General features: G+C 49.0%; 11 protein-coding genes and 2 CRISPR repeat arrays. Of the genes, 3 read left to right on the top strand and 8 right to left on the bottom strand.

Annotated elements, in window-relative coordinates; all coding sequences use genetic code 11:
• The first annotated feature begins 205 nt into the window (after window positions 1-205).
• Window positions 206-2,167, top strand: a complete 1,962-nt coding sequence (locus LKK83_RS07840) for a serine/threonine protein kinase (RefSeq protein WP_324630478.1) — start codon at window positions 206-208, stop codon at window positions 2,165-2,167.
• A 129-nt stretch (window positions 2,168-2,296) separates the two neighbouring features.
• Window positions 2,297-10,716: direct repeats of the CRISPR family, unit length 37 nt; unit sequence GTTTCAATCCCGTTGCCGGGATTCATTGAATTGAAAG.
• Window positions 10,717-10,922: 206 nt separating this feature from the next.
• Here LKK83_RS07840 and cas2 read toward each other — a convergent pair.
• The 8 genes from cas2 to cas3 all read right to left on the bottom strand — a co-directional run bounded on the left by cas2 (window position 10,923) and on the right by cas3 (window position 21,098).
• Window positions 10,923-11,216, bottom strand: coding sequence for a CRISPR-associated endonuclease Cas2 (gene cas2 / locus LKK83_RS07835; protein ID WP_324630477.1), 294 nt, complete (start codon window positions 11,214-11,216; stop codon window positions 10,923-10,925).
• Window positions 11,213-12,190, bottom strand: a complete 978-nt coding sequence (gene cas1d, locus LKK83_RS07830; RefSeq protein ID WP_324630476.1) for a type I-D CRISPR-associated endonuclease Cas1d — start codon at window positions 12,188-12,190, stop codon at window positions 11,213-11,215. The genes cas2 and cas1d overlap by 4 nt, the downstream gene beginning before the upstream one ends.
• A 146-nt stretch (window positions 12,191-12,336) precedes the next feature.
• Complete coding sequence (gene cas4, locus LKK83_RS07825; protein ID WP_324630474.1) at window positions 12,337-12,915, bottom strand: CRISPR-associated protein Cas4; 579 nt, start codon at window positions 12,913-12,915, stop codon at window positions 12,337-12,339.
• 4 nt (window positions 12,916-12,919) lie between these two features.
• Entirely contained in the window at window positions 12,920-13,759 is an 840-nt protein-coding gene (gene cas6, locus LKK83_RS07820; RefSeq protein WP_324630473.1) for a CRISPR system precrRNA processing endoribonuclease RAMP protein Cas6, read from the bottom strand.
• The gene (cas5d, locus tag LKK83_RS07815) at window positions 13,728-14,504 is read right to left on the bottom strand and encodes a type I-D CRISPR-associated protein Cas5/Csc1 (protein ID WP_324630472.1); all 777 of its coding nucleotides are present in this window, start codon (window positions 14,502-14,504) and stop codon (window positions 13,728-13,730) included. Before cas5d ends, cas6 begins: the two co-directional genes overlap by 32 nt.
• A gap of 230 nt (window positions 14,505-14,734) precedes the next feature.
• A complete protein-coding gene (gene cas7d, locus LKK83_RS07810; protein ID WP_324630471.1) occupies window positions 14,735-15,724 on the bottom strand; it encodes a type I-D CRISPR-associated protein Cas7/Csc2 in 990 nt (329 codons plus the stop codon).
• Between the two features lie 132 nt (window positions 15,725-15,856).
• Complete coding sequence (gene cas10d, locus LKK83_RS07805; protein ID WP_324630470.1) at window positions 15,857-18,784, bottom strand: type I-D CRISPR-associated protein Cas10d/Csc3; 2,928 nt, start codon at window positions 18,782-18,784, stop codon at window positions 15,857-15,859.
• A gap of 187 nt (window positions 18,785-18,971) precedes the next feature.
• Window positions 18,972-21,098 carry a type I-D CRISPR-associated helicase Cas3' gene (gene cas3, locus LKK83_RS07800; RefSeq protein WP_324630468.1) on the bottom strand — a complete coding sequence of 709 codons (2,127 nt, stop codon included), beginning with the start codon at window positions 21,096-21,098 and terminating at the stop codon, window positions 18,972-18,974.
• Window positions 21,099-21,239: 141 nt separating this feature from the next.
• Here cas3 and LKK83_RS07795 point away from each other — a divergent pair, with 141 nt between their 5' ends.
• Together LKK83_RS07795 and LKK83_RS07790 are read left to right on the top strand one after the other, a co-directional pair.
• The gene (locus LKK83_RS07795; protein ID WP_324630466.1) at window positions 21,240-22,190 is read left to right on the top strand and encodes a helix-turn-helix transcriptional regulator; all 951 of its coding nucleotides are present in this window, start codon (window positions 21,240-21,242) and stop codon (window positions 22,188-22,190) included.
• A 10-nt stretch (window positions 22,191-22,200) separates the two neighbouring features.
• Window positions 22,201-22,359, top strand: coding sequence for a hypothetical protein (locus tag LKK83_RS07790; protein WP_324630465.1), 159 nt, complete (start codon window positions 22,201-22,203; stop codon window positions 22,357-22,359).
• Between the two features lie 320 nt (window positions 22,360-22,679).
• Window positions 22,680-25,721: a CRISPR direct-repeat array (repeat unit 37 nt; unit sequence CTTTCAATTCAATGAATCCCGGCAACGGGATTGAAAC).
• Window positions 25,722-25,842 lie beyond the last annotated feature (121 nt).

The raw sequence follows: 25,842 nt of genomic DNA, 5'->3' as shown, positions 1-25,842 counted from the left end.
TTGGTCAGGATGTGGTTTAATCTGTATGCCGCCGGTTCGGGAAAAGTGGCGCGAAGGAGTTCTCCTTCGCAACTCCCCTTCTCCTCTGTGCCATCCGGGCAAAAACTCGCCCCTTTCAATGCTCGAAATTTTACCTCAGCCCTGGAAGGGCTTGACAATTGCCCATCGCCTAAAATAGAGAGGGATCGCCACTATAGGTAAAGTTATGGCTGGAAAAGTCGTGAGAAATTGGTTGACCAATATTTCCCAGCGGTTTGCCCCGGGCAAATCGCCATCCAACCCCGCAACCGCCTCTAACCCGGACGCCGAACCCCATCTCCACCGCCAAGTTGCTACAGGTGTAGAGGAAAAAACTTCTGCCAAAGTTCCAAATCGCCAGCATTTCCCTGACTTTATGCCCCACGGGTATCAAGTGCTTCAGGTGTTGGGCCATAATTATGCCGGGGGTCGTTCTACTTATTTGGCGACCCACACCGCATCTCAGCAACCTACGGTAATCAAACAATTTCAGTTTGCCAAACCCGGTGCGGATTGGTCGGCGTACAAAGCCCACGAACGGGAAATCCAAGTGTTGCAGAATCTCAGTCACCCCGGTATCCCCCGCTATCTCGATTCTTTCGAGACTGCTGAAGGGTTTTGCTTGGTTCACGAGTACAAAAATGCTCGCTCTTTAGCGATTCGGAGCCGCTTCGATCCGGGGAAGGTCAAGCAAATTGCGATCGCGGTTTTGGAAATTTTGGTTTATCTGCAAAACCGCATTCCCGCTGTGATTCATCGGGATATTAAACCTGAAAATATTTTACTCGACGATCGCGGCAATGTGTATTTAATCGATTTTGGCTTTGCCCGCATCGGCGGCGGTGAAGTGGTGCAAAGCAGCGTGGTTTCTGGCACTCCCGGATTTATGCCGCCAGAACAGTTACTCAATCTTCCCCTCACTGAAGCTTCGGATTTGTACGGGTTGGGGGCAACCCTGATTTGCTTGCTGACCCAAACTCCCTCCCGGGATTTAACCACTGCGATCGATAGCAACTATCGGATTAATTTTGCCCATTTGGTGCCCCAGGCGAGCGATGAGTTTATTCAGTGGTTGCAAACAATGGTGGAACCGAATGCAAAAGAGCGCTTTCCCGATGCGGCGAGTGCTTTAGAAGCGATCGCTCCTTTGAATGTCACTCGTACTTTACCCCAAGTGGAGTTTAGCAAAACGCGCATCGAATTGAGCGGTAAATCTGGGGAGGTACTCTCGGATACGATTACTGTGAAAAATGTGGTTCCCCATACGAAGCTCGATGCCTATTGGGAAATCGCTCCCCCGTCGGAAAATTCCCCGGCATCTTCGGATTGGATTGCTATAAAACCGATTAAGTTGAAAAAAAATCAGGTGGATTGCACCGTGACTATCGAGTCGAGCGATTTAGGGCAAAATAGCAGCTACGAAGGCCATATTTTACTGCACTCTAATTGCGCCACTCCCACCCAGATTATTCCCATATCCGTGCGGGTGGAAGCGGCAGAAATCCAGCAGGCAGATTCGGGTAAAATTGTGCGTTCAAATGCGGTTTTTCCGGTGCAGATTGTGTTAGTATGGGTGGGGGGAAGTTTGCCGTTGCTGGCGGTTTATCCGGAAATGGCGATCGCGGTGGCGGTTCCCTTGGTCGCACTTGCGGCCCAAGGGTTTTCCGAAAAGGTGAAAGATGCAGATATCGAGAGATTTGCGGAGTTCTCTCGCAGGTGGTTGGCAGCTCCTTCTCTGGCGGTGTTGGGCATAGGATTGGTGAGCCAATTGCCGATTGATTGGTTGGACCATCCGGTGAGAAAGGTATTGGCGATCGCCCTATTCGGCACCGGTATGGGCGGAATCGGGATTGGGCTGTTAGATATCTTTAAGGCCACTCTCAAACGGGCGGTGGTTCTGCTTCCTCTGCTGATTTTTGGCACGTCTTTTGTGTTAGTTGGTATCACTACCGGGATTCCGGGACAAATAGCCGAAGTGGGCGTTACCGCCTGGATATGCAGCAGAACCGCCAAAAGTGCGATTCAACGGCACAATTACGGTATCGGTCTCGCCCTGCGGAAGTTTGGCTTAACTACTGCGATCGGTCTGGGCGTGGGAACCGGGTTGGCGGCGTTGTTGCTGCATTATGGCATTGTTTCCCTGATGTAGCTTTCTCACACCTGTCAGGTGCGTGACCCCCGCCACTGCATCGGTGGGGCGATCGCGGAGAAATGCGATCGGTCAATCGGGTTAAACTGAAGCCACGGACTGAGGAGTTAAATTGTCTAGTTAATTAGAGTTGCAATCCCGTTGCCCGGATTCATTGAATTCAAAGAATTCAGGAAGATTAATAGGGGACAAAAAAATGAAGAGTTTCAATCCCGTTGCCGGGATTCATTGAATTGAAAGTTTTTCCAAACCCCCTTGACAATCGTTATAAAGTAGTGGTTTCAATCCCGTTGCCGGGATTCATTGAATTAAAAGCGATCGGAACGTGCGGGTAGGGTGGGAACCCCGAAGGTTTCAATCCCGTTGTCGGGATTCATTGAATTGAAAGTTTCTTCGGCTTGGAAAAAAGCCTTAACTATTTGGAAAGTTTCAATCCCGTTGCCGGGATTCATTGAATTGAAAGTCAACAACATCAATAGCATCAACGTCGTTAACGCCAGTTTCAATCCCGTTGCCGGGATTCATTGAATTGAAAGGGAGGGGAGGGGGATGATACCTTTATCCTGTCGCCGGTTTCAATCCCGTTGCCGGGATTCATTGAATTGAAAGTTTTCCAACCCCCCTTGGCAAAAGTTGGAAAATTGTGGTTTCAATCCCGTTGCCGGGATTCATTGAATTGAAAGTACATGGGTAGCCGTACTGCAACTGTATCCACCATAGGGTTTCAATCCCGTTGCCGGGATTCATTGAATTGAAAGTTTCATTCCCGTTTTTTTATCATTTAAAGGCTTGCTGTTTCAATCCCGTTGCCGGGATTCATTGAATTGAAAGTCCAAGGCTGGATGAAAGCGTTCGGAGTAAAAGAACTCGTTTCAATCCCGTTGCCGGGATTCATTGAATTGAAAGTGGCATGAAACTGTGGGAGAAAATCTTGACGAAATGGTTTCAATCCCGTTGCCGGGATTCATTGAATTGAAAGTTCCTATGACGTTCCTACGCCTACAGCGGCGGAAGGGTGTTTCAATCCCGTTGCCGGGATTCATTGAATTGAAAGCTGTAGGGCGGCGAGAATTGCCTATTTTTGTAGGGTTTCAATCCCGTTGCCGGGATTCATTGAATTGAAAGGTCCGGCGCTTTCTCAAAATCCTTTCCCCAATTCTCGAGTTTCAATCCCGTTGCCGGGATTCATTGAATTGAAAGGGAACGCCCCCCAGAGGAGTATGAACAACTTGCCTGTTTCAATCCCGTTGCCGGGATTCATTGAATTGAAAGAACAAAGGTAACGATTTATGCGGATAAAAGGAAAAAGTTTCAATCCCGTTGCCGGGATTCATTGAATTGAAAGGGACAGGGAAGAAAACTTACAAAACCGTCGTCCGTTTGTTTCAATCCCGTTGCCGGGATTCATTGAATTGAAAGGAGAGAATCAAAAAAAGAGTAGCTCTTATGTGCGGGTTTCAATCCCGTTGCCGGGATTCATTGAATTGAAAGGTTTCCCAAGGAATAGCCAACACGTGGTGTTACTAGTTTCAATCCCGTTGCCGGGATTCATTGAATTGAAAGACAAAGGGGTAAAGGCGACCGAGATAAACTTTCGAGAGTTTCAATCCCGTTGCCGGGATTCATTGAATTGAAAGAAGGTAACAGAAATAAACTCTCGTGGAGCCATAGAAGTTTCAATCCCGTTGCCGGGATTCATTGAATTGAAAGGCGATCGCCGCGTCAGTAACTGCTTTAGGAGGTGAGTGTTTCAATCCCGTTGCCGGGATTCATTGAATTGAAAGCGGTCTCTCCTCCAGCAAGGTAAAAAATTCATTGTTTCAATCCCGTTGCCGGGATTCATTGAATTGAAAGAAAGAGCATTTCACCGAAGGGTTTGGTTGGAAATGTGTTTCAATCCCGTTGCCGGGATTCATTGAATTGAAAGTTGTGTTAAAACTGAGTTAACGGTTTAATTGGATGGTTTCAATCCCGTTGCCGGGATTCATTGAATTGAAAGTTGGGTTCCAGAGGATTTTGGCGCCTCTCAAATTCTGGTTTCAATCCCGTTGCCGGGATTCATTGAATTGAAAGGCCGGTGAACTATCGACCGATAAACAATGAAATATTGTTTCAATCCCGTTGCCGGGATTCATTGAATTGAAAGTGCCCCCGCCAAAACTCGTAAAATCGATCGCAATTGCGTTTCAATCCCGTTGCCGGGATTCATTGAATTGAAAGCATGATTGGTCTTCTCTCATGCCGCGATCGCATCTTGTTTCAATCCCGTTGCCGGGATTCATTGAATTGAAAGCGGCAAGATTAGGGTCGCAAGAACGCCGAGAGATGTGTTTCAATCCCGTTGCCGGGATTCATTGAATTGAAAAAATGGTTGACATGATAGATGGTCTTGAAATATTAGATAAGTTTCAATCCCGTTGCCGGGATTCATTGAATTGAAAGATATCGCGTCCTTTGGCAAGTCGGAAATCTATATGAGTGTTTCAATCCCGTTGCCGGGATTCATTGAATTGAAAGTCTTCTGTGCTTTGAGAAAAACTAAGTTGCTCTAGGCGTTTCAATCCCGTTGCCGGGATTCATTGAATTGAAAGCACGGACGGGTATTTTGGATTTGGAGACAATCCAAAAGCAGTTTCAATCCCGTTGCCGGGATTCATTGAATTGAAAGTGCGCAGACTTTTTCGACGTTGTCTCGACCGCCAAAGTTTCAATCCCGTTGCCGGGATTCATTGAATTGAAAGCTACTACTCGTAGGTGAACGAGGGTTTTCTGTCAACGTTTCAATCCCGTTGCCGGGATTCATTGAATTGAAAGCCGTACTCACGCCTTACCCGTAATGTTAAAACCCTGTTTCAATCCCGTTGCCGGGATTCATTGAATTGAAAGAACTCGGAACCAGAACCAGATTTAACAGACTACTTGTTTCAATCCCGTTGCCGGGATTCATTGAATTGAAAGACCCAAAGATGACGCGGCAGAAGGTGAAATTCGGTGCAGTTTCAATCCCGTTGCCGGGATTCATTGAATTGAAAGTCATTTGCGAAACTTATCCGGTGTATTGAGTCGAGGTTTCAATCCCGTTGCCGGGATTCATTGAATTGAAAGCATGCGTAAGGAAGAACTATTAAGGGAAACGGGGTTGTTTCAATCCCGTTGCCGGGATTCATTGAATTGAAAGCACTATATAGAGCTATATTCTATCATAAGGCGGTTGTTTCAATCCCGTTGCCGGGATTCATTGAATTGAAAGCTGCCGTCCAAACTGAGCAAAGAAATTGAAGAAAGCATGTTTCAATCCCGTTGCCGGGATTCATTGAATTGAAAGTTCTGAAATTGAAGACGTACCGCTACCAAAAGGAAGAGGTTTCAATCCCGTTGCCGGGATTCATTGAATTGAAAGTGTAGCGCACCCAGATTAGATTGTCAAGTCTTTTTTAAGTTTCAATCCCGTTGCCGGGATTCATTGAATTGAAAGCATCAAGGATGTTCTGCCATGTGGCATCCGGGATAAGGTTTCAATCCCGTTGCCGGGATTCATTGAATTGAAAGATTAATGTTTAATTAAACGGCCTTGACAATTCTTTCTTGTTTCAATCCCGTTGCCGGGATTCATTGAATTGAAAGACTCGAAATTGAAGCCGAAGGTGAAACAGACGGATATGTTTCAATCCCGTTGCCGGGATTCATTGAATTGAAAGTTGATAGCCGTCTATCCGATAACCCGCTACCCTCTGGTTTCAATCCCGTTGCCGGGATTCATTGAATTGAAAGGGAAAAAATCCCTGTACGGGTTAAAGACAAGTCGATGTTTCAATCCCGTTGCCGGGATTCATTGAATTGAAAGTTGGCTAGACAAACTTATTAGCCGCAACGAAATCTTGTTTCAATCCCGTTGCCGGGATTCATTGAATTGAAAGTAAGGAAATCAAAAAGGGGGTTTCTTTAGATTTCGTGTTTCAATCCCGTTGCCGGGATTCATTGAATTGAAAGTCCTCTGGAAACCAAGAACCAAAATCAAAAGATTTCCGTTTCAATCCCGTTGCCGGGATTCATTGAATTGAAAGGTGGTGGAGCAATCTCAAGGCGCCTATGAGATAGGGGTTTCAATCCCGTTGCCGGGATTCATTGAATTGAAAGTCTGGCTTTGAGGTGCAAATAAATCCCAAGTAGAAGGGTTTCAATCCCGTTGCCGGGATTCATTGAATTGAAAGTGCCACCACCCACTTCGCCAGAATGTAGCTATCAAGGTGTTTCAATCCCGTTGCCGGGATTCATTGAATTGAAAGCCAGACAATTACGGTGTCTAGCAACAACCATGAACAAGTTTCAATCCCGTTGCCGGGATTCATTGAATTGAAAGTTACCAAGAAAATTGCAATCATACGGACAAAGAGAGTGTTTCAATCCCGTTGCCGGGATTCATTGAATTGAAAGTGTAGAGAAGGGTTTGAATAAATTTAAAATATTTTCTAGTTTCAATCCCGTTGCCGGGATTCATTGAATTGAAAGGTTACCTTAGTAGTAAAAAGTACAATTATTTTAGTGTTTCAATCCCGTTGCCGGGATTCATTGAATTGAAAGCCATCCGCGTTCTGCGCATAATTTTTCAACTTTATGTTTCAATCCCGTTGCCGGGATTCATTGAATTGAAAGGCTTTTGCCGAAAGTTCTGGGACCCTTGAGCCTCAGTTTCAATCCCGTTGCCGGGATTCATTGAATTGAAAGCAATCTTCCTCCATGGGATATTAGCAAGATGTACATGTTTCAATCCCGTTGCCGGGATTCATTGAATTGAAAGACGAGTCCGCAAACTAAAAGAGCGATTACAGAATCTGGTTTCAATCCCGTTGCCGGGATTCATTGAATTGAAAGACGGTTGTCCGGTGACCAAGTGATTGACGTTGGTAAGTTTCAATCCCGTTGCCGGGATTCATTGAATTGAAAGCACCTCCCATTGCTCCTGATAGGGGCGATATAGCTGTGTTTCAATCCCGTTGCCGGGATTCATTGAATTGAAAGAACCGGATTCGGAACAATCGGTCGAGTTGTCTGATTTGTTTCAATCCCGTTGCCGGGATTCATTGAATTGAAAGCCCGACCGCGCGACCGCGCGACCGCGACCGCGACCGGTTTCAATCCCGTTGCCGGGATTCATTGAATTGAAAGCTAGACTCTCTCACTAGCGAAGATTTAAAAGAAATGTTTCAATCCCGTTGCCGGGATTCATTGAATTGAAAGTCGCCTAGGATTTATCACCGCGAAGCAGCAAACGCGAAGTTTCAATCCCGTTGCCGGGATTCATTGAATTGAAAGCGTGCCCGTTGGGCGCCCGTTGGGCGTGCCCTTTTTTTGTTTCAATCCCGTTGCCGGGATTCATTGAATTGAAAGCTCTCCCCTTTCCTCCCCCTGCTTTTTCTATTATAGGTTTCAATCCCGTTGCCGGGATTCATTGAATTGAAAGGGGCACTTAATGGTATCCCATAGAAGCGTGCCAGAAAAGTTTCAATCCCGTTGCCGGGATTCATTGAATTGAAAGTCTGAGTGCAGAGGAGTTTTCAAGTTTTGAGAAAAGTTTCAATCCCGTTGCCGGGATTCATTGAATTGAAAGTTCTCTACGTATTAGCTGCTGGTATGCTCTCTACTAGTTTCAATCCCGTTGCCGGGATTCATTGAATTGAAAGTAAAGTGTATGCTTTCTATGCGTCCGCTTAACAAAGGTTTCAATCCCGTTGCCGGGATTCATTGAATTGAAAGTCGGGAGTTGTTCCCAAATATTAAAATTCAGGCGCGTGTTTCAATCCCGTTGCCGGGATTCATTGAATTGAAAGTTTTCGAGGATTCCCCTCGAAAGGCAATCGACCTTTAGTTTCAATCCCGTTGCCGGGATTCATTGAATTGAAAGGCGCCGGGAGACCGGATTAGAAGGGGGAAACTAGAATAGTTTCAATCCCGTTGCCGGGATTCATTGAATTGAAAGAGGGCTACGCCCTGGAGGGCGGGAGATTAATAAATGTAGTTTCAATCCCGTTGCCGGGATTCATTGAATTGAAAGCTTAAGGAAGTGCATTTGAAATCTGTTTCAAGATGGTTTCAATCCCGTTGCCGGGATTCATTGAATTGAAAGGTCGCGGATAAGCCCGCCCGGGCTTACACAGTCTTGTTTCAATCCCGTTGCCGGGATTCATTGAATTGAAAGGCGTCTGACCTTCCAGAGTAGTGAAGATAAATTCTTGTTTCAATCCCGTTGCCGGGATTCATTGAATTGAAAGGCTGCGACCCCAACACCGGGGGGTGCAATAAAACTTTGTTTCAATCCCGTTGCCGGGATTCATTGAATTGAAAGCCCGGAAACCGCCGCCACAGCAGCCGCCACGGGAAGTTTCAATCCCGTTGCCGGGATTCATTGAATTGAAAGCACAAAGCTTTTCCCCCAAAGGCTGACCTCCGAGAACTGGTTTCAATCCCGTTGCCGGGATTCATTGAATTGAAAGTAGTCCGGGTCAGCTTTTGTGCAAAAGATGTTTCAATCCCGTTGCCGGGATTCATTGAATTGAAAGCCCTTTCAGACTGAAGAGCTTGCCGACGGTCGTAAAGGGTTTCAATCCCGTTGCCGGGATTCATTGAATTGAAAGGCTCTCCAAGCACTTTAAATCGCCCTCTATCCAGGTTTGTTTCAATCCCGTTGCCGGGATTCATTGAATTGAAAGCATTGTACGAGGCATACACTAATGATGCTTTGGATGGTTTCAATCCCGTTGCCGGGATTCATTGAATTGAAAGTGCTTCTAGTGTTTTCTTCCTCTCTGTAGGCTGCGTTGCGTTTCAATCCCGTTGCCGGGATTCATTGAATTGAAAGCGCTATTATAGCTTTCACGTGTTGGGCTGGCTTTAGTTTCAATCCCGTTGCCGGGATTCATTGAATTGAAAGAACACACGGATGAGAGAGGCAACCCTTGCCAGGTCTGGTTTCAATCCCGTTGCCGGGATTCATTGAATTGAAAGAGGGAGAAGAGGTGAGCCGCCAAAAAAAACAAGGTAGGTTTCAATCCCGTTGCCGGGATTCATTGAATTGAAAGTCCTCCCCTCCTTTCTGTTTCTATTATAGCGCGTCGTTTCAATCCCGTTGCCGGGATTCATTGAATTGAAAGCGCCGCCAAGTTTTTCCCCGCCCATGCCCGATTGATGTTTCAATCCCGTTGCCGGGATTCATTGAATTGAAAGGTGAGCAGCCGGAGGCGATCGGCTTTTATGCTCCCGTTTCAATCCCGTTGCCGGGATTCATTGAATTGAAAGCAAGCCACCGGGCAAAAAATAAAGTGCCAGTGTTGAGTTTCAATCCCGTTGCCGGGATTCATTGAATTGAAAGAGCTTTTCCCAACTTTTTTAAGGCGCCGCATTGGCTGGTTTCAATCCCGTTGCCGGGATTCATTGAATTGAAAGCAATTTTCCAAATTTTCGCCGACAAAAACTTCGGTTTGTTTCAATCCCGTTGCCGGGATTCATTGAATTGAAAGAAGGAAGAAGAAAAGGAAGACGGGCTATCCCGTTATCGTTTCAATCCCGTTGCCGGGATTCATTGAATTGAAAGGTTTAGAGCTTGGCTTAAAGAAGAAGCCTCCTTCTTAAGTTTCAATCCCGTTGCCGGGATTCATTGAATTGAAAGCTAACCGAGACCAATTGACTCCCCGTTTAGAGGCTTGGGTTTCAATCCCGTTGCCGGGATTCATTGAATTGAAAGAAACAAGAAAGTTTGCGAGACTTTCTTCAATCTATGTTTCAATCCCGTTGCCGGGATTCATTGAATTGAAAGCGGAAGTTTGTGGCGCGAGTCAAATTATTATTTTTGAGTTTCAATCCCGTTGCCGGGATTCATTGAATTGAAAGGGGCAAATAATTTTACCTTTGAATTAAACCTAATTAGTTTCAATCCCGTTGCCGGGATTCATTGAATTGAAAGTTTTATGCACAACTCCTTCAAACTATTTTTTAAGTTGTTTCAATCCCGTTGCCGGGATTCATTGAATTGAAAGTTTTCCCATATTGCTCCCTTAAAAGCTAAAACTATTAGTTTCAATCCCGTTGCCGGGATTCATTGAATTGAAAGTCCGAGGAAGAAAATTACTTAGGGGGTATCGTAGAAACGTTTCAATCCCGTTGCCGGGATTCATTGAATTGAAAGACATAAATTAATAAATAATGACATTGTTTTTGCTCGGTTTCAATCCCGTTGCCGGGATTCATTGAATTGAAAGTGTAGAGAGTTGAGGACAAATAATGCTGGAAGCAAAATGTTTCAATCCCGTTGCCGGGATTCATTGAATTGAAAGAAGCCTCGTAACGCTGAAACTCCGACGACGACATTGTTTCAATCCCGTTGCCGGGATTCATTGAATTGAAAGTCTAATTTTATTGAAAAACCCTTGACAAATTGGATTCTAGTTTCAATCCCGTTGCCGGGATTCATTGAATTGAAAGCTAAAATTTTCAATCACGAGATTATAAATGGAATGATGTTTCAATCCCGTTGCCGGGATTCATTGAATTGAAAGACTGAGCCTGAGACCCCAGATGGGGAGGGGCTTCTGAGAGCGATTTTGGCGGGAGTCGAAGTCGAAGTTGATTTCAGCGCCCGCGATTGGGGGAAGCCCCAGGGGGTAAAACCCCGAAACTATTGTCTTGTCAAGGTTCTGGCGATTTGGCGGGACCCCCGGGGTTTTCGACCCCGCTTTCCCCTGCCAAAATTCCGATATCCCGATTATAAGATAGTGGTAGTTTCCTGTCTAGGGGGTGCCACCCCATAAACCACCGTGCGCTGCACCGCCGTAGCATCCAAAACATAGATGCACACTGCGTCTTCCCCCATTTTAATCAAATCCTCGATTTGATGCTGGAGGCTAGCAAACTGCTTCGGAGTCAGAAAGCACTCAAACAAACTGTACTGCTTCCAGGCCCCATAGCCACAGAGCAAATCATGCAAGCGCTGACGGCGCTTATTCCCTGCCTTAGTGGCCGGCAAATCGTAAACCACCAAATACAATAACGCTTTCATCGCAAAATCAACGGTTTATAGGGCACACCTTCGTGCAAATGACGGGCAAACAGACGCGCTTGCAACTCGATCGCCCGTCGGTAAGTGCAGCGATATTCAAACACCGGATGCTTGAACTCCGAAGTCAGTTTGCGCTCAAACGCCTGCAGAAAGGTTTTGCGTGCCCCATCCGCCAATCGATAAGCCCCCAGACTTTCGGTAAAATCCGCCGATTTGATTTCCTTATGAGTCAGCACTGAGAGCACCAGATTATCCGCAATCAACGGGCGCAACTCCTCCATCAAATCCAACACCACTGCCGGTTGTCCGCGAGTAGTGTCATGCAAGTAGCCGATATACGGATCCAACCCAGCCAAATGCACGGCGGCGGTCACCTGCACCCGCAGGAGTCCGTAGCTGAAACTGAGCAGGGCATTCACCGGATCCGTGGGCGGGCGGCGGTGGCGACCCGGAAGTTCCCAAGGTTCGGGTAACATAGCGGTCCACCGTGCGAAATACTCCCGGGCGGCCATCCCTTCAGTTCCCCGCACTTGGTCTAAAGTCTCCTGTTTCCCCACCGCTGCTTTGCGCTGCTTCAGGGGATTATCTTTCTGCCCGTGGCGATACAACACAGCGTGCTGATTGTGGATTTTCCCGGCCACGATCGTCTTAACAATTTCCAGTCGTCGGGCTACATCCCGATGCGCCTCGTACTGTGCCAAGCGCAACTGACCGTTGCGGGAATACCCGGGAAGTGCCGACCCCAAATATTTGCCAAATCCGGACAGATAATGCACCGGCAATCCCAATTCCAAAGCATAGCACAAAGCTTCCCCGGTGATACTGGGATTCCCCATCAATACTATCTGTTCCAGGGTTTGCGCCGCAACGGGTTGTTTCTGCCAAGTTCCATCCTCGCGCTCGAGAGCCACGTTAAACGCTTCGTATTTTTTGCTCAGCAGGGCATTCGGTTGAGTGAGATACAATACAGACATAATTTCTCCTTGATGATACGTTTTCCACTCATCAGTTACGGTTCTGGTGGGCGATTCACGGAACGGAGTTAAATTCCCTGTTCCCGATCGCGGCGGGTGCAGGGGTAACGGTTGGTTGCTAATGTACCCCTGACCCGTTCATTCAATTAAGGTAGATGTAACCGTTTCATTTCCTTGGGCAAACAAATCCCCAACAAACTACAATCGCGGCATTTTTGCACCGGTTGCAGGGGAGGGGGCATGGGTTGGTTCACCGCCGCCCGGGCAGCAGCGATCGCCGCTTCCGTCGCTGCGCGCAATTCCGGGGTAAATTCCACCCGCTGACGACGGCGGTTGCCATAATAGAAAATCTCCCCATACCTCACTAGGCGATCGCCTCTTTCTTCCAAACACAATGCAGCGGCACACAACTGAAAATGGTCGTTGAGATGTCGCGCCATTTTCCCTTTTTTATACTCCACCGGCACCCATTCTCCCCCTTCTTCTTCCACCGCATCGATAATCCCTTTCACCAGCAGGCGATCGCTCCATACCCACTGCTGACGGCGAATCAATTTATCGCCTTCGCGCGCTATCCCTTCCTCATCAATATTCCGATGCAAGTGCCGCCCGCGCAAAATATGCTCGTTTTCCGCCATTTCCCCCAACACATACTCCCAATAAAAGCGGCGGGGGCAATATTCCCAAGCATTCAAATACGACAGGGGCAAATACTCTTCTCCCATCTTCTCACCTCTGCTTCTTTTTCGGTTTCGGTTTTTCCTTGACTATCAACTCAGTTTGTCCCATTCCCATCGTGGTTTTTCGCCCCACGCCGGCGAAGAAAGCAAACCGGGCTAAAATCGCGGCAATTCGCGCCTGTTCCGCATCGGAAAACCGATAGCGAATCCACCCCTGCGCGCCAATTTCCGCCCCGCCTTCCAATCGCAAAGCATGGGTTTTCAATTCATAAGCAGACACCCACCCTTGCCAATTGATTTCGGGAAAATGCAACCCCGGGGGTGCAAAGCTATTCCACCGACGATGCAAACTGCCAAACACCAAATCGGGCAAGGGAAAATTTTGAATTCCCTGCTGTTGTTTAAAGCTCGTCGGCGAATTAAAATTTAACTGAATATTCCCACCAAGAGAAGGCGCATTGACCAAGGTTTCGTAGGCGGAACAATCTGCTAACGGATGACTCTCCGGCATCATCAGCGATCGCGTCCAAACAAACGGAAATTTCCCCAACACAACGGGCTGATTTTCCCACTTTGTCAATCCCAACAACAGCGGTTGAATTAGCCCCTCATCTAACAGGCCAATCCGAAACAGAAAACTATCTCCCGGTTGCGTCTGTTTTGAGCGACGATGACCCATCAATCCAGACAAACTCAACGGAGACATCTGACTGGCATGAATGCGTTCTGCCACATCCGGATTTCCTAACTGCAACCAGCGCAAAACGAGGGCGTGAATGGCTCGTCCCAAGGTTGCCGGTGGCTTCCCCGATTCCATCGCCACCAATTCTACCACAATCGAATACAGATGATGCAATTTATCTGACATTGGCACTGCTTCTTGCTCCATAACTCACCCCTTTCGGTAAATAAACCGCTGACGGAATTTCTGGAAAATCCTGCCGCCATTCGTCCCATTCTTCCCCTCTCAACTGCAAATATTCTCCTTGCAAGCGCGCCTGACTTATCAAGCTCACCGGGGGCATGACAATCCGATTATAAACTAATAACTCCTGGGTGGGCGGTAAATCAATCGGATTGAGAGGATGAAGGCAGGTATAATCCCCAGAACCAGATGCGATCGCCGCTTCCGGAATTAATTCAGCGCGAACTTTCACCTTAGCCATCCATTTTCCTACCCGAATCCAGCGCGGCACTCTCATCAAATCCGATCCGATTAAATAGGTACAATATTCACTTCCCACCGCCAGTTCTTTCGCTCTTCCGTAATTAATCGGATAGTTGCGATTCGCTCCTTTTTCGCCGAACTGTTTGGATTTCCCGTAAAAGTTAGTTTGCGCCGCTTTAAAAGTATTCACTTGATAGGAGTAGCGCAGGGGACGCGCCGGAAATAGATAAACCCCTTCCGGATTGAGCGCCAGTAAATTTTGCTCCCGATTCGGGTCTAAATAACTGGGTTTTTGCGCCAATTCTCCCTGCAAGCGATAGGGTTGCGCCATATATTGACTGGCAAAAAAAGCATAGGTAAGCGCCCAATTATGCAGGTATTTCTCGGTTTCGTAGAGAATTCCCATTTCGCGGGTGGCAAAGAAAACGTTATCGTGAAGAGTAAGCCGACAATAGTAAAGTTGCATGGGTTTTATGGTAGTAAACGATAATCCAATCAACAATCGAGCGGGGGATTGAAATCGCGCCTAGGCAAGCACACTGCACCGACGCAGAGGAATTCCTTTTAACTGGTTCCCAGCTCATGCTGGAAACCTTTCCCCGAGGTTCCGCCTCCCTCAATCAAGGTGCCAATTAATTGGCACCTTGATAATTGCTGCGAACCTAATTAAACCCCAAAGGATTCAGAGTCGGGATATTATTTTTTCTTCTTTTTCTTGCCCGATTCTGCGCCAAAGGTTTCCGCATAGGTTTGGGTTTGGTCGTAGAGGGTAGAAAGCACCTGATTCAATTGGTCGTCATCTTGATAAATGCCGGAAACTTCATTCAGCAATTCATCTAATGGTTCGCCAGAAATTTTATGCACGATTCGCACTGGTTCCTCCTGTAATAACGTATCGACAACGCCAGTAGCGTGGTGGCAAATGTCAGCGATCGCACCATTGACTTTGCCGTTCAATCCATCATACAAAGCTTGGGTAAAATGCAGATTGCTGAAAATTTCACCGTCACATAAAACAATCGCCACGGGATAGTTTCGCATAGTGCCGGTGCGCGATTCTTGTGCCCCATATCGCCGGGTTCGCAGCAAATTTCCCAGCACGTAAATAAACCCTTCATAGGTTGCATCGCGCAGGGTTTCCACCGTGGGAAAGGTGACTTCCGGAACCACGTGATCCAGTTCGTTAATTGCACTTCGCATTTTGCCTTTTTCGCTCATAGTTCCGCCTTCAAACGGGGCATTAAAGGTAAAGCTGCGATGAGATTGTTCGTAGGCGCTCAGGGAAAATGCAGAATCGGAATACACTTTAGAACGCTCAGAACCGCTATCCCCGATCGCAAATCCATACAGAATGCAGTCGGGACATTTTTTGCAGGAATTTTCCCCATTGTACTCGCAGTAATTGCTCTCGTTAGAGTCGGCGCTGGTGAGAGAAAGGGAGCGAAGCAATTCCCGTCCCACCAACCGTTCTGGTGTGGTTTGCTTGCGCTTGAATAACACCAGTCGGCTCATGGTTTCTTGAGCTTCAATTCCCGCTTGTGTGCGGGCAGTATTCAGAACTCCATCGGTTTGAAATACCGGGAAAGATTGACTGTGGCGCAACAGGATAAAATGAACGTATTTACCCGTAGCAATTCGGGGAAAATGACCGCGAAAGTAACTTTTGATGCTGTCTAATTGGCTCATGGTTTGTTCCTTGATTCAAAACTGGGTAAATTATCGTGAGAAACGACTCTCGAAGGAGAAGTGATATCTTCAGTCGGTTGTCAACTGACTTTAGCTCTGAGATGGGGACTTTTAGTCCCCGTATCCTTCCAATTAATCAGAGGAATTGTCGGTTTTTTCCTGCAATGCTAACCAGCGATAGGCAAATTCCGCACCGGATTTGATGCGGTTGCGATTTTCTTGCAGCAGGGCGCGATCGCCCCGGTAGAGGGTACCAAATAAATCGCGCACGCAGGTTTGCATAAAGCGATGAATCGCTTCGAGTTCCTGTTGTTGGCGGGTGGGAAAAGGCACGGTTTTATCCTGCAATAAAGGACGAGTATAAACCGGTTGGCGGTCGATCGCATCTTTCAGCAGTCCCGCACCTTGTAATATCATATCCTCCTCATCCACTTGCGTGGGCACCGATAAAATCGTGTCCAGCGCTTTCGACAGCGGGAGCAAAATCCCGTGACTGGAGGTACTGAGATTCACTTGATAAAAGGTGCGGTATTCTCGAACCAACCGCTCTATCAGATTGAGTTTATCTTGCATAGTAGTATCCCCTTGTAACCAAATGCGAGCAAAGTTCCAATATCGGTTGACCTCTTCTGCGGTGGGAGTGTCGCGCTGGTGACGGCGCAATCCTTCGGCGGCGATCGCGAAAATATGCAGAATATCGGTCATTACCTGGCGCGCCGTACCATTCAAAGCACTCCAGCGCGCATCCGGGGGGTTGCTGCGGTTGTCTAGGTGCAAGGTATAGAGAACCAGCAGGCGAGTTAAGGTTGCATCCAGGGTTTCGATGCGGACCGAGGCGGACCCCCCCAACAGAGACCAAAATCCCGCCGCCCCATCGAATACCGCCGAACCGCTAAATTCGCGATCGCTGCTATATAAAGGCACAGTGCTGCTTGTCGCCACCACCCGCACCCCCAGCAGTTTGGCGAGGGCGAGGGCCAGCAATGCGGGTTGTACCCAGGCATCGGTGAGAGTTTTGCCCTGGGTTGTGGTATAAGTAGTTGCCATAAAGGGCAAATCTTGGGTATCGTATCGGGTGCGATCGCGCTCTCCCAATTCTCGGTCTTCCGCCAACCAATTCAACTGGGATAAACTGCTTAATTCCAGTCCGCGATCGCACCATTGTTTGCGAACATCCCACAAATTCACCGACTTAATTTCTACCATCAATCCGCGAATCGCTTGGATGGTTTGCGGCGCATATACATACGCTGGAAAAATATAGAGAAACACAGGCTGTTGCTCTTCAAATTTCCCCGCCCGCGCCGACCACAACGCTTGGCGCAGCAGCATTTCTAACGCCCAAATTTTAGAAATACCCCGCTTAATTTTACCCCCACCTAATTTGTTTTTATTGCTATATTGCTGCGGTTTGAATAATACCACAGAATCTAGCTGGTCTTCCGAGGGAAATTCTCCGGAACTCAGAGAGCAAATTGGCTGTTTCGCGCCACGGGTTTTTGCCCGGACGTACCCCGTCAATTCTCCCTCGAAATCCGGTACGAATGTTTCCCATTCGGATACGTCCAAGTACCGCTCTACATAGCGGTCGAACACCTCCCGAGTAGGACTTTCAAAGGGTGGTAACAGGTCATTCTCGCTCGCCCAATCAGCGATGTTTTCTGCCAATTCCGACAGGAAATCGCTGGTTTGTTCTAAATCCAACCCTCCATGTCGGTGGAAATATTCCGCCGCCACCCGATACCATCCATAGTTTACCCCACCCAGGGTAATATTAACCTCTTCTTCTCCCAAGCAATCCGAGAGCTGAAGGGTATCGAGTATCTGGGAAACATACTGGTCACAGTGGGGTAAAAATTCCCGCTGGATGAGGATGATTAATTCCGCCAAGCGATCGCTGCGTAAATCCGCACCCGGTGCCAGGGTTTCTCGCGCTTCTGGGGTTAAGTTTCCTTGCGCGACGAGCTTATCCAAGCGCTTGGGGGTAGCGGGATTTTTGATATTGTTTACCCGCACTTCTATCGCTTGAGGCAATTGTCGAATTAAGGCAGCGGCGGGAAATAATTCTGCGGTTTGCGGGGCAAGTTTTAAGCCTTTCCCACTGCGTTTGAAGCCGATATCCCCATCGCGCATTTTCTGGCTGAGGACGCCACTAAGGCGCTGCCAAATGACCGTTTTTAACCGATCGCGATCGGGTGGGGTAGCCGATGGCGGGGCCAAGTAAACCACCCCCCGGGCGAAAAAGATAAGGGGTTGCCATCCGCATTGTGCGGCGAATTCTAAAGTGGCATTGTGAATGCCGTTCGTGAGGATGCCGATACTGTCGCGCAGGCGATGATAGACTAAGGTTTGACGAATGGCCAAGGCGGTTAAATGTTCCCGCAGCCGATCGCCAGCAGTTTCGGTGAGGATATCCGCCGGATCGCTCAAGTGAACGGCAATATCGCCAAATCCCAGCAGGTGGCGCAGGGGAAGGGTGAGACGGCGGGAATCGGCGATCGCAAATCTCGGCCAATTCCCGGGATAGGCATTGGTGCCGCATTTAAACTGGGTATTCTGGGCCAAAAATCCGATATCAGCCAGATACCGTTCCCAGTCGGCCCAAAAGGCGGCAAACTTCAATCGCTCTCCCATCTCCCGACAAAGGCTGAGAATATCGGGAACTTCGTGCGCTCTCGGTGCGTCTTCTCCCTGTCCGTGACAGTATTTATTATAGTCATGTAAGGTAATTCCCAAGCACAGCAACCGTTTTTCTTCCTCTGATAGGGGAGTGGAAAGGTGCTGGGTGGCTAAGTTCCAGGCAATCAGCAGGGCGTTGAGCACGTGAACGCACAGGTTTTGGTCCGGGCGATCGCTCCATCGTTGGGCTTTAGCGACGGCGTTCTCATCCCCCCGCTGTCCTAACTTGTGGTAATGCACCTGGAAATCCCCCCCCAAGGCGGAAATGGAACTGAATTCTCGTTCCATTTCTGGGAGAACGGTCTCCACATACTGGCACAATATCGGGTCGGTGTCCTCGCTTAAGGTAGATAATAACAGGTTTTGCAGTAAAGTGGCCATTGCAGACTCCGGAAATAGCTATATGGAAGGGCGAAATGGAAGCGAGCGATTGAAATCGCGCCGAGGCAAGGGCTTTAGCGAAGCCCGGGGCGACAGCGCTATAGTCCGCCGACGCCGACTATTTTTTGGGGGACTCTTTGCCCAAATATGATACAATGGCATGTTTCTTGGGTACGAAATGAGCGGGTTAAAACACAAGGGGATTGCTTTGTTGGCGACAAAAAGATTGCAGTTGCCATTTTAATGCCTCCAATAGTAGAGCATCTTGGTTGAACGCACAAGCATAGGCTTGGCTGCCGGCATCCACGAGACGATACAAGCCAAAAGACATCGGGAGTTGCAGCTTGCGGCTCACTTGCCAATGGCTGCTGGGTTGGGTGCGGTTGACGGGAACCAGGAAGGCGAGGAACTTGCGGCGTTGCAAGCAGCGGTTGATTTCGGGTTGGGGATGACCGATGATGGTTAGGCGATCGAGCAATGTGAGCTGACAGGGATGCAATTGGTCGGTATTCCGGCTGGTTTGCAAGGTGAGGGAAATGCGCTCTTCCACCCACTCCCGCACTCGCAGGTAGAGGGAAATGTAGCGCTCCTCGAAAGCATCGGGGCTGTAATTGGCGGCGATCGCTGCGGCCAAGAAAGTCTCGCGATCGCACAGTTCCACGCGGGCGGAAGGCAGCAGTCGCAGCAGGTCGTAAGTATAGAAACGGCAGTCGTCCCACAGGGCCGCTTGTATCGCACTGCTGCCGCGAAAGCGCAGCAGTTCCGCTTGGGTGGCTTTTCCTACGGGTTGTCGCCCGATCGCGAACCATTGTTTCCGGGCGGACTCTACTTTGCCGGGATAGACCCGCTCGAAGTCAGCAGACATGCGATCGCGCACCGATTGGCTGACTGTGGCATTCTCCTGACTCATCGCCGCCAGCATCCCCTGAGCCTGCAGCGCCCCCCACCGCTGACGGTATTGTGCGAAAGCTTTCGGTGGCTCGAACGCCTCGGCGATCGCAGCTTGCAATTGCGGGCGGTCTAGGGGGGCTGACGGTGCGGCGATCGCTTCCGCCAACCGCGCCATCACCCAGGACGTGCGACGGGGAATCAGGGCGAACGCGCAATAGCTGGAAAAGCCCGGGTGTCGTCCCAAGCGTCCCAACCGCTGAACCACCGTCGCCGCATCGCTGCTTTCAAAAATCAACAAGTGAATCCGAAAGTCTACCCCCACATCCACCGCCGAGGTGGCAACAATGAATACCGGGTCGGGGGAGTCTCGTAACTCCGCTTGAATGGGCGCGCGACTGCGGCGATCGATCCGTCCGCTGATTTCCCGCACTCGGATACCCGGAAGGCGTTGCGAGAGCGTTCTCACCGCGCGATTCACCGCCGCCAGGGAGTTGAGGATAATCAGTCCCCGTCCCGGAGATTGGGCTTCTAACATCGTGCGAAGCGAGTCGGCGGCTTCCGCGAGCCAGTCTACCGCATCTCCTTCCCCTAACTGCACGAACTGCAAGGCGTTCGGCTGCAGAATTTGCCGATATCCCGGGGTGGGCTGGTTGGTATAGCTGCCTTCGATTTGAGTGACGGTAAACTCGGCTTGCTGCAACTGTTCGATAAAGCTGGGTTTCGGGGTGGCAGAGGTAAACAAAAACCGTCGGGGCCGCCGGTCTTGCTGGGTGCGCCGAATTAGAGTGAGACTGTTCAGGGCAGCGGCTTCTTGATGAGGACCGAAAATATGGAACTCGTCAAACATCCACAGGTCGGGCCATTCCGCTAAGGCTAAGGGCAACATACTGCGATCGGCTGCCGGTTGGCGATACCGATAGTGGGTGATATAATGAAAGATGTCCGGATTGGTCAGCAGGATGGGCTTGTGGTAGATGGCGAGCAGCAGTTCTTGGAATTTGCTGCTGGAATCTTCTCTCACCCGGCGGGCTAGTTCTTCCCCGAACAAGCAATCGATGCGATCGCTCGCCGATAGGCCGAATAACTGGTGATATCGTTGCTGTTGTTGGGTTTGGTCCTCCACTAATTCAATGGTGGGATACAAGCTCATTAGGCGAAAGTTCGGCTGTAAGAAGCTGGGCAAACTGCCGGCCAAGCTCTTCCCGTCTCCGGTGGCAGCGGTATTAAACAGAATGTCCGCATGGCCAAACATCACCGCCGCCGCCGTCTCCGCCTGATGGGAGGACAGGGGACAAGGGGCACCAGCAGGAGGCTCCAAAGCAGGGGCGCGCTCTCGCACTACACAGCGCCCTTCGCATCCCAGGGGACATTGCCCCATCCCGGGATTGAGCTTCGAGTACAGGGGATTGACACGGAGTTTCATTGGCATTCCCTCGGTCGCTATTCTCAGATTAATACCCCCGGGGAAAAAGTTGTTATCTGTGGGTGATAACAATGGAAAATTTTTGGGTAATCCGCCCAAAGGGGGTATAGTAGAGAAAACTCACTGCGCTGGTTTGCTATTATGTCCGTGCGTTATAGTCCGATTGGCCTGGCTCTTTATATGCTCAAACTGCTCGCCCAACAGCAACGCAAGCGAGCGGAATTGGTTGATTTGGTGGCAGAGTATCTTGAGGGCAGCGATCGAAATATTTCCGACGTGCAGCAGAAATGCGATCGCACCCTCCGGGAATTGCGAGATTGTGGGTTCGAAATTCACTGCGCCCCCCATCGCCCTTATACCCTGCTGGAATCTAACTTTCCCTTGATTTTGTCGGCGGCCCAACGGGAAGCCCTCCAGCAGGGGGGGCAGTTTCTCGCCGATATGGGATTTTCCGCACAGGCTCAACTGCTGGTTCGTCTGAGCGAACAGTCGGAAAGCCAGGGGGCGGCAAAGATTCGCGGCGATTTTTTCCCTCCCGCCGATTATGGGAGTCCCCATTTGCGGCGGATTTTGGCAGAACTCCAGGACCGCTGCGACGGACAGCGGCGGTTTACGATTCGCTATATTGATAGCCAGAAGCGCGATCGCACCTGGGATTTGGACCGCTGCGAAGTGCGATCGCATGATGGGGCGCTCTATTTATTTGCCTTCGTCCCCGACTCTTCCACCTCCTCTTACCCAGAACCGGTGTACAAAAATCGCCTGTTTCGCATCGACCGGATCCAATCCGTCGGGCCGGCTTCTGCTCAGACTTGGATGCGCTCTGCTTTTCCCACCCTCACCATCCGCTATCGCATGACCGGTCCGTTAGCCACCTACGAACCCCGTCGAAGCCACGAACGAGTCATCACTCGCAATTTGCCAGAAGGGTATGTGGAGATCGAGACCGTAGAGGATTATCCCTTTTGGTTTCGCCAGCGAATCTTTCGCTATGGTTCCCATGCCCGGGTCCTCAGCCCCCCTCATGTGGTGGAAGAAATCAGCAACGAACTCCAACGCGCCGCCCGCAACTATCAGAACCCCGGTCATTAGTCATTGGTCAATGACAAGGGTACTCCTTCCCCCCTCCCCGAGGGGAAGCCGCCTTTTGGGTCTTTACGAACATGGCAGCCCGGAGGCGGTAAGCGTTAGCGCTGCTATGCCCGCAATGGCTTGTGGCGATGCCGAAGGCTTAAGGCACTCGGATCGCAACTTGCCTTGAGCGGGTTTGCGCTATGCTGAGGGCGATCGGCCTACTCCCCCAACCGACCAATGACCAATAACAAAAAAATATTTGCATTCCTGGCTGGCAACTGTTATAATCCAGAAAACAAAAATTGCTACGCGAAATTTTGGCAGGGGAAAGCGGGGTCGAAAACCCCGGGGGTCCCGCCAAATCGCCAGAACCTTGACAAATCAATACTTTTCGAGTTTTACCTCCCGGGGCTTCCCCCAATCGCGGGCGCTGAAATCGACTTCGACTCAGACTCCCGCCAAAATCGCTCTCAGAAGCCCCTCCCCATGTGGGGTCTCAGGCTCAGTCTTTCAATTCAATGAATCCCGGCAACGGGATTGAAACCTGATAAATCTGGAGACTGTTTTTGGGATACACGAGAACTTTCAATTCAATGAATCCCGGCAACGGGATTGAAACTCAAAGATTTCTAGGAAATACCTACTATCGCCCGCTTTCAATTCAATGAATCCCGGCAACGGGATTGAAACAAACTCGAACTTTCGAGTTAATTCAACTAAAGCTCGTCTTTCAATTCAATGAATCCCGGCAACGGGATTGAAACGCTTTACACTCAAGTCACCCGCGCCTCTTCCTATGACTTTCAATTCAATGAATCCCGGCAACGGGATTGAAACAAGCCGTCAGCCGCCCCGTCGGCTTCGAAATAACGCTTAACTTTCAATTCAATGAATCCCGGCAACGGGATTGAAACTTTGAATTTAAACTTGATTTAACTCAAGCGCAACACTTTCAATTCAATGAATCCCGGCAACGGGATTGAAACAAGAGATAAGAAAGAATGACTATCGACCGAATCGAGCTTTCAATTCAATGAATCCCGGCAACGGGATTGAAACGTTCCACAGGACCCGATAGGATCCGTCTGGAAACAACTCTTTCAATTCAATGAATCCCGGCAACGGGATTGAAACATTTAGACCTCGGAATCTACCCCTTGGCGGGGGTAGCTTTCAATTCAATGAATCCCGGCAACGGGATTGAAACTCCTTTAGAGGAACCCCTTTAAGAATTCGTTTTGAAGCTTTCAATTCAATGAATCCCGGCAACGGGATTGAAACACGAATTCAGACCCGCCCACCCCGGACTCAGCCAGCTTTCAATTCAATGAATCCCGGCAACGGGATTGAAACTTGCGATCGCAACTGCCCAATCGCGTTTCTGCCGGTCTTTCAATTCAATGAATCCCGGCAACGGGATTGAAACAAGCCCACTAGCGTAGCGCGCGGAGCTAGCAAGCGAGCTTTCAATTCAATGAATCCCGGCAACGGGATTGAAACCCAAGAAGAACCGGAATAACACCACACCGGATTCGGCTTTCAATTCAATGAATCCCGGCAACGGGATTGAAACCCTTTTGCACTTTTGGATCCTTACTGAAATCCTTTCTTTCAATTCAATGAATCCCGGCAACGGGATTGAAACATTTCGACGAGGATGCTGCTTTTTCCGCATCCCGCAACTTTCAATTCAATGAATCCCGGCAACGGGATTGAAACTTTGTTTAATTCGGAACTCGTCAAGATTTTTTGGGTTCTTTCAATTCAATGAATCCCGGCAACGGGATTGAAACATGATGCGATCGCGGGTGGCAGTGATGATGCGATCCTTTCAATTCAATGAATCCCGGCAACGGGATTGAAACGAGCCAGATGGTCTCGGTCTCCACTCGCAGTCTCTATGCTTTCAATTCAATGAATCCCGGCAACGGGATTGAAACTCTACTGACGGCGTATTTACTTATAAAAACGCCGGATCTTTCAATTCAATGAATCCCGGCAACGGGATTGAAACCTCCCTGTCACTATATCAGCAGGAATTTCATTATTCTTTCAATTCAATGAATCCCGGCAACGGGATTGAAACCTAAATGCCCACGTTGCGTTAGCGGCCTGTCGCCAACGCTTTCAATTCAATGAATCCCGGCAACGGGATTGAAACCGATTACGGGCGAATGCGATAACCAATGGCGGTGACTTTCAATTCAATGAATCCCGGCAACGGGATTGAAACAATAACGGGGCATTCATCACCTCGAACGCATTGGGGCTTTCAATTCAATGAATCCCGGCAACGGGATTGAAACCATTTCCGTTGCTGGGAACCAAAACACCTTGTCGCAACTTTCAATTCAATGAATCCCGGCAACGGGATTGAAACCTATCCGCTTTCTATTCATTCCGAGAAAAGCTTGACTTTCAATTCAATGAATCCCGGCAACGGGATTGAAACGTACGACGATTAAATCAGCAATCCGCCTTAACGGTCTTTCAATTCAATGAATCCCGGCAACGGGATTGAAACTCATACACTCCCCCATTGGGGAATGTGTACTGCCCTACCCGACTTTCAATTCAATGAATCCCGGCAACGGGATTGAAACACGAGATACTCTTGAGAAACACGATCGCGGGCTATCGCTTTCAATTCAATGAATCCCGGCAACGGGATTGAAACAAGAATTTATCTTCCCCCGTCGTGCTGCTGACCAGCTTTCAATTCAATGAATCCCGGCAACGGGATTGAAACTTTCATGAATTCCGGGTACGTCATCTGTCGCACCCGTCTTTCAATTCAATGAATCCCGGCAACGGGATTGAAACTATTTAACGCTAAACTTATAAAAACACCTGAAGAACTTTCAATTCAATGAATCCCGGCAACGGGATTGAAACAGCTTCCAGATAGGCGCCCGAGCCTTGAGGATTGAACTTTCAATTCAATGAATCCCGGCAACGGGATTGAAACCTCAAAGAGAACTGCCTCGTATAAATCCCCCCGGTTCTTTCAATTCAATGAATCCCGGCAACGGGATTGAAACTTTAATTTTTCCAAGTAGGTAATTAGTTTCATCTTCTTTCAATTCAATGAATCCCGGCAACGGGATTGAAACGCCCAAAAATATGGGGGAAATCAGCGCATATCTCCACTTTCAATTCAATGAATCCCGGCAACGGGATTGAAACGTTGTATTTGTGGTTCCTTCGCCTGCCGCTCTTCTCTTTCAATTCAATGAATCCCGGCAACGGGATTGAAACTCGATCGCTTCCTCTGAATGCCCGAATGCGATCGCCGCTTTCAATTCAATGAATCCCGGTAACGGGATTGAAACAGCTTTCGGACGCCCAACTCAAAAGCACGGATGACCTTTCAATTCAATGAATCCCGGCAACGGGATTGAAACCCGCCTCGAATTGGTCGAGCAAAGTGTCCCGGTTGTCTTTCAATTCAATGAATCCCGGCAACGGGATTGAAACGCCAACACGGCTACTACGTTTGGCAACCTTTCCGGCTTTCAATTCAATGAATCCCGGCAACGGGATTGAAACCCCTTCACAACCGCGCCGCGCGGGTCGGTAGCCCACCTTTCAATTAGGCTAAAAGGCCGAATCGCCCAACTTTGCGAACCATACGACATCCAGTTCATTGAAACGGAAGAATCCTACACCA

The organism is Phormidium sp. CCY1219, from assembly GCF_035615515.1.
Taxonomy (GTDB): Bacteria; Cyanobacteriota; Cyanobacteriia; order Cyanobacteriales; family Laspinemataceae; genus CCY1219.
The sequence above is the reverse complement of the archived record's forward strand: the minus strand, read 5'-3'. Positions and strand labels throughout refer to the sequence as shown.

What these genes read in the sequence shown, in the direction of transcription:
- cas3 (WP_324630468.1), bottom strand. Translation starts at nt 21,098, where the DNA reads ATGAAACTCCGTGTCAATCCCCTGTACTCGAAGCTCAATCCCGGGATG.
- cas10d (WP_324630470.1), bottom strand. Translation starts at nt 18,784, where the DNA reads ATGGCCACTTTACTGCAAAACCTGTTATTATCTACCTTAAGCGAGGAC.
- cas7d (WP_324630471.1), bottom strand. Translation starts at nt 15,724, where the DNA reads ATGAGCCAATTAGACAGCATCAAAAGTTACTTTCGCGGTCATTTTCCC.
- cas4 (WP_324630474.1), bottom strand. Translation starts at nt 12,915, where the DNA reads ATGGGAGAAGAGTATTTGCCCCTGTCGTATTTGAATGCTTGGGAATAT.
- LKK83_RS07795 (WP_324630466.1), top strand. Translation starts at nt 21,240, where the DNA reads ATGTCCGTGCGTTATAGTCCGATTGGCCTGGCTCTTTATATGCTCAAA.
- cas5d (WP_324630472.1), bottom strand. Translation starts at nt 14,504, where the DNA reads ATGCAACTTTACTATTGTCGGCTTACTCTTCACGATAACGTTTTCTTT.
- LKK83_RS07840 (WP_324630478.1), top strand. Translation starts at nt 206, where the DNA reads ATGGCTGGAAAAGTCGTGAGAAATTGGTTGACCAATATTTCCCAGCGG.
- cas6 (WP_324630473.1), bottom strand. Translation starts at nt 13,759, where the DNA reads ATGGAGCAAGAAGCAGTGCCAATGTCAGATAAATTGCATCATCTGTAT.
- LKK83_RS07790 (WP_324630465.1), top strand. Translation starts at nt 22,201, where the DNA reads ATGACAAGGGTACTCCTTCCCCCCTCCCCGAGGGGAAGCCGCCTTTTG.
- cas2 (WP_324630477.1), bottom strand. Translation starts at nt 11,216, where the DNA reads ATGAAAGCGTTATTGTATTTGGTGGTTTACGATTTGCCGGCCACTAAG.
- cas1d (WP_324630476.1), bottom strand. Translation starts at nt 12,190, where the DNA reads ATGTCTGTATTGTATCTCACTCAACCGAATGCCCTGCTGAGCAAAAAA.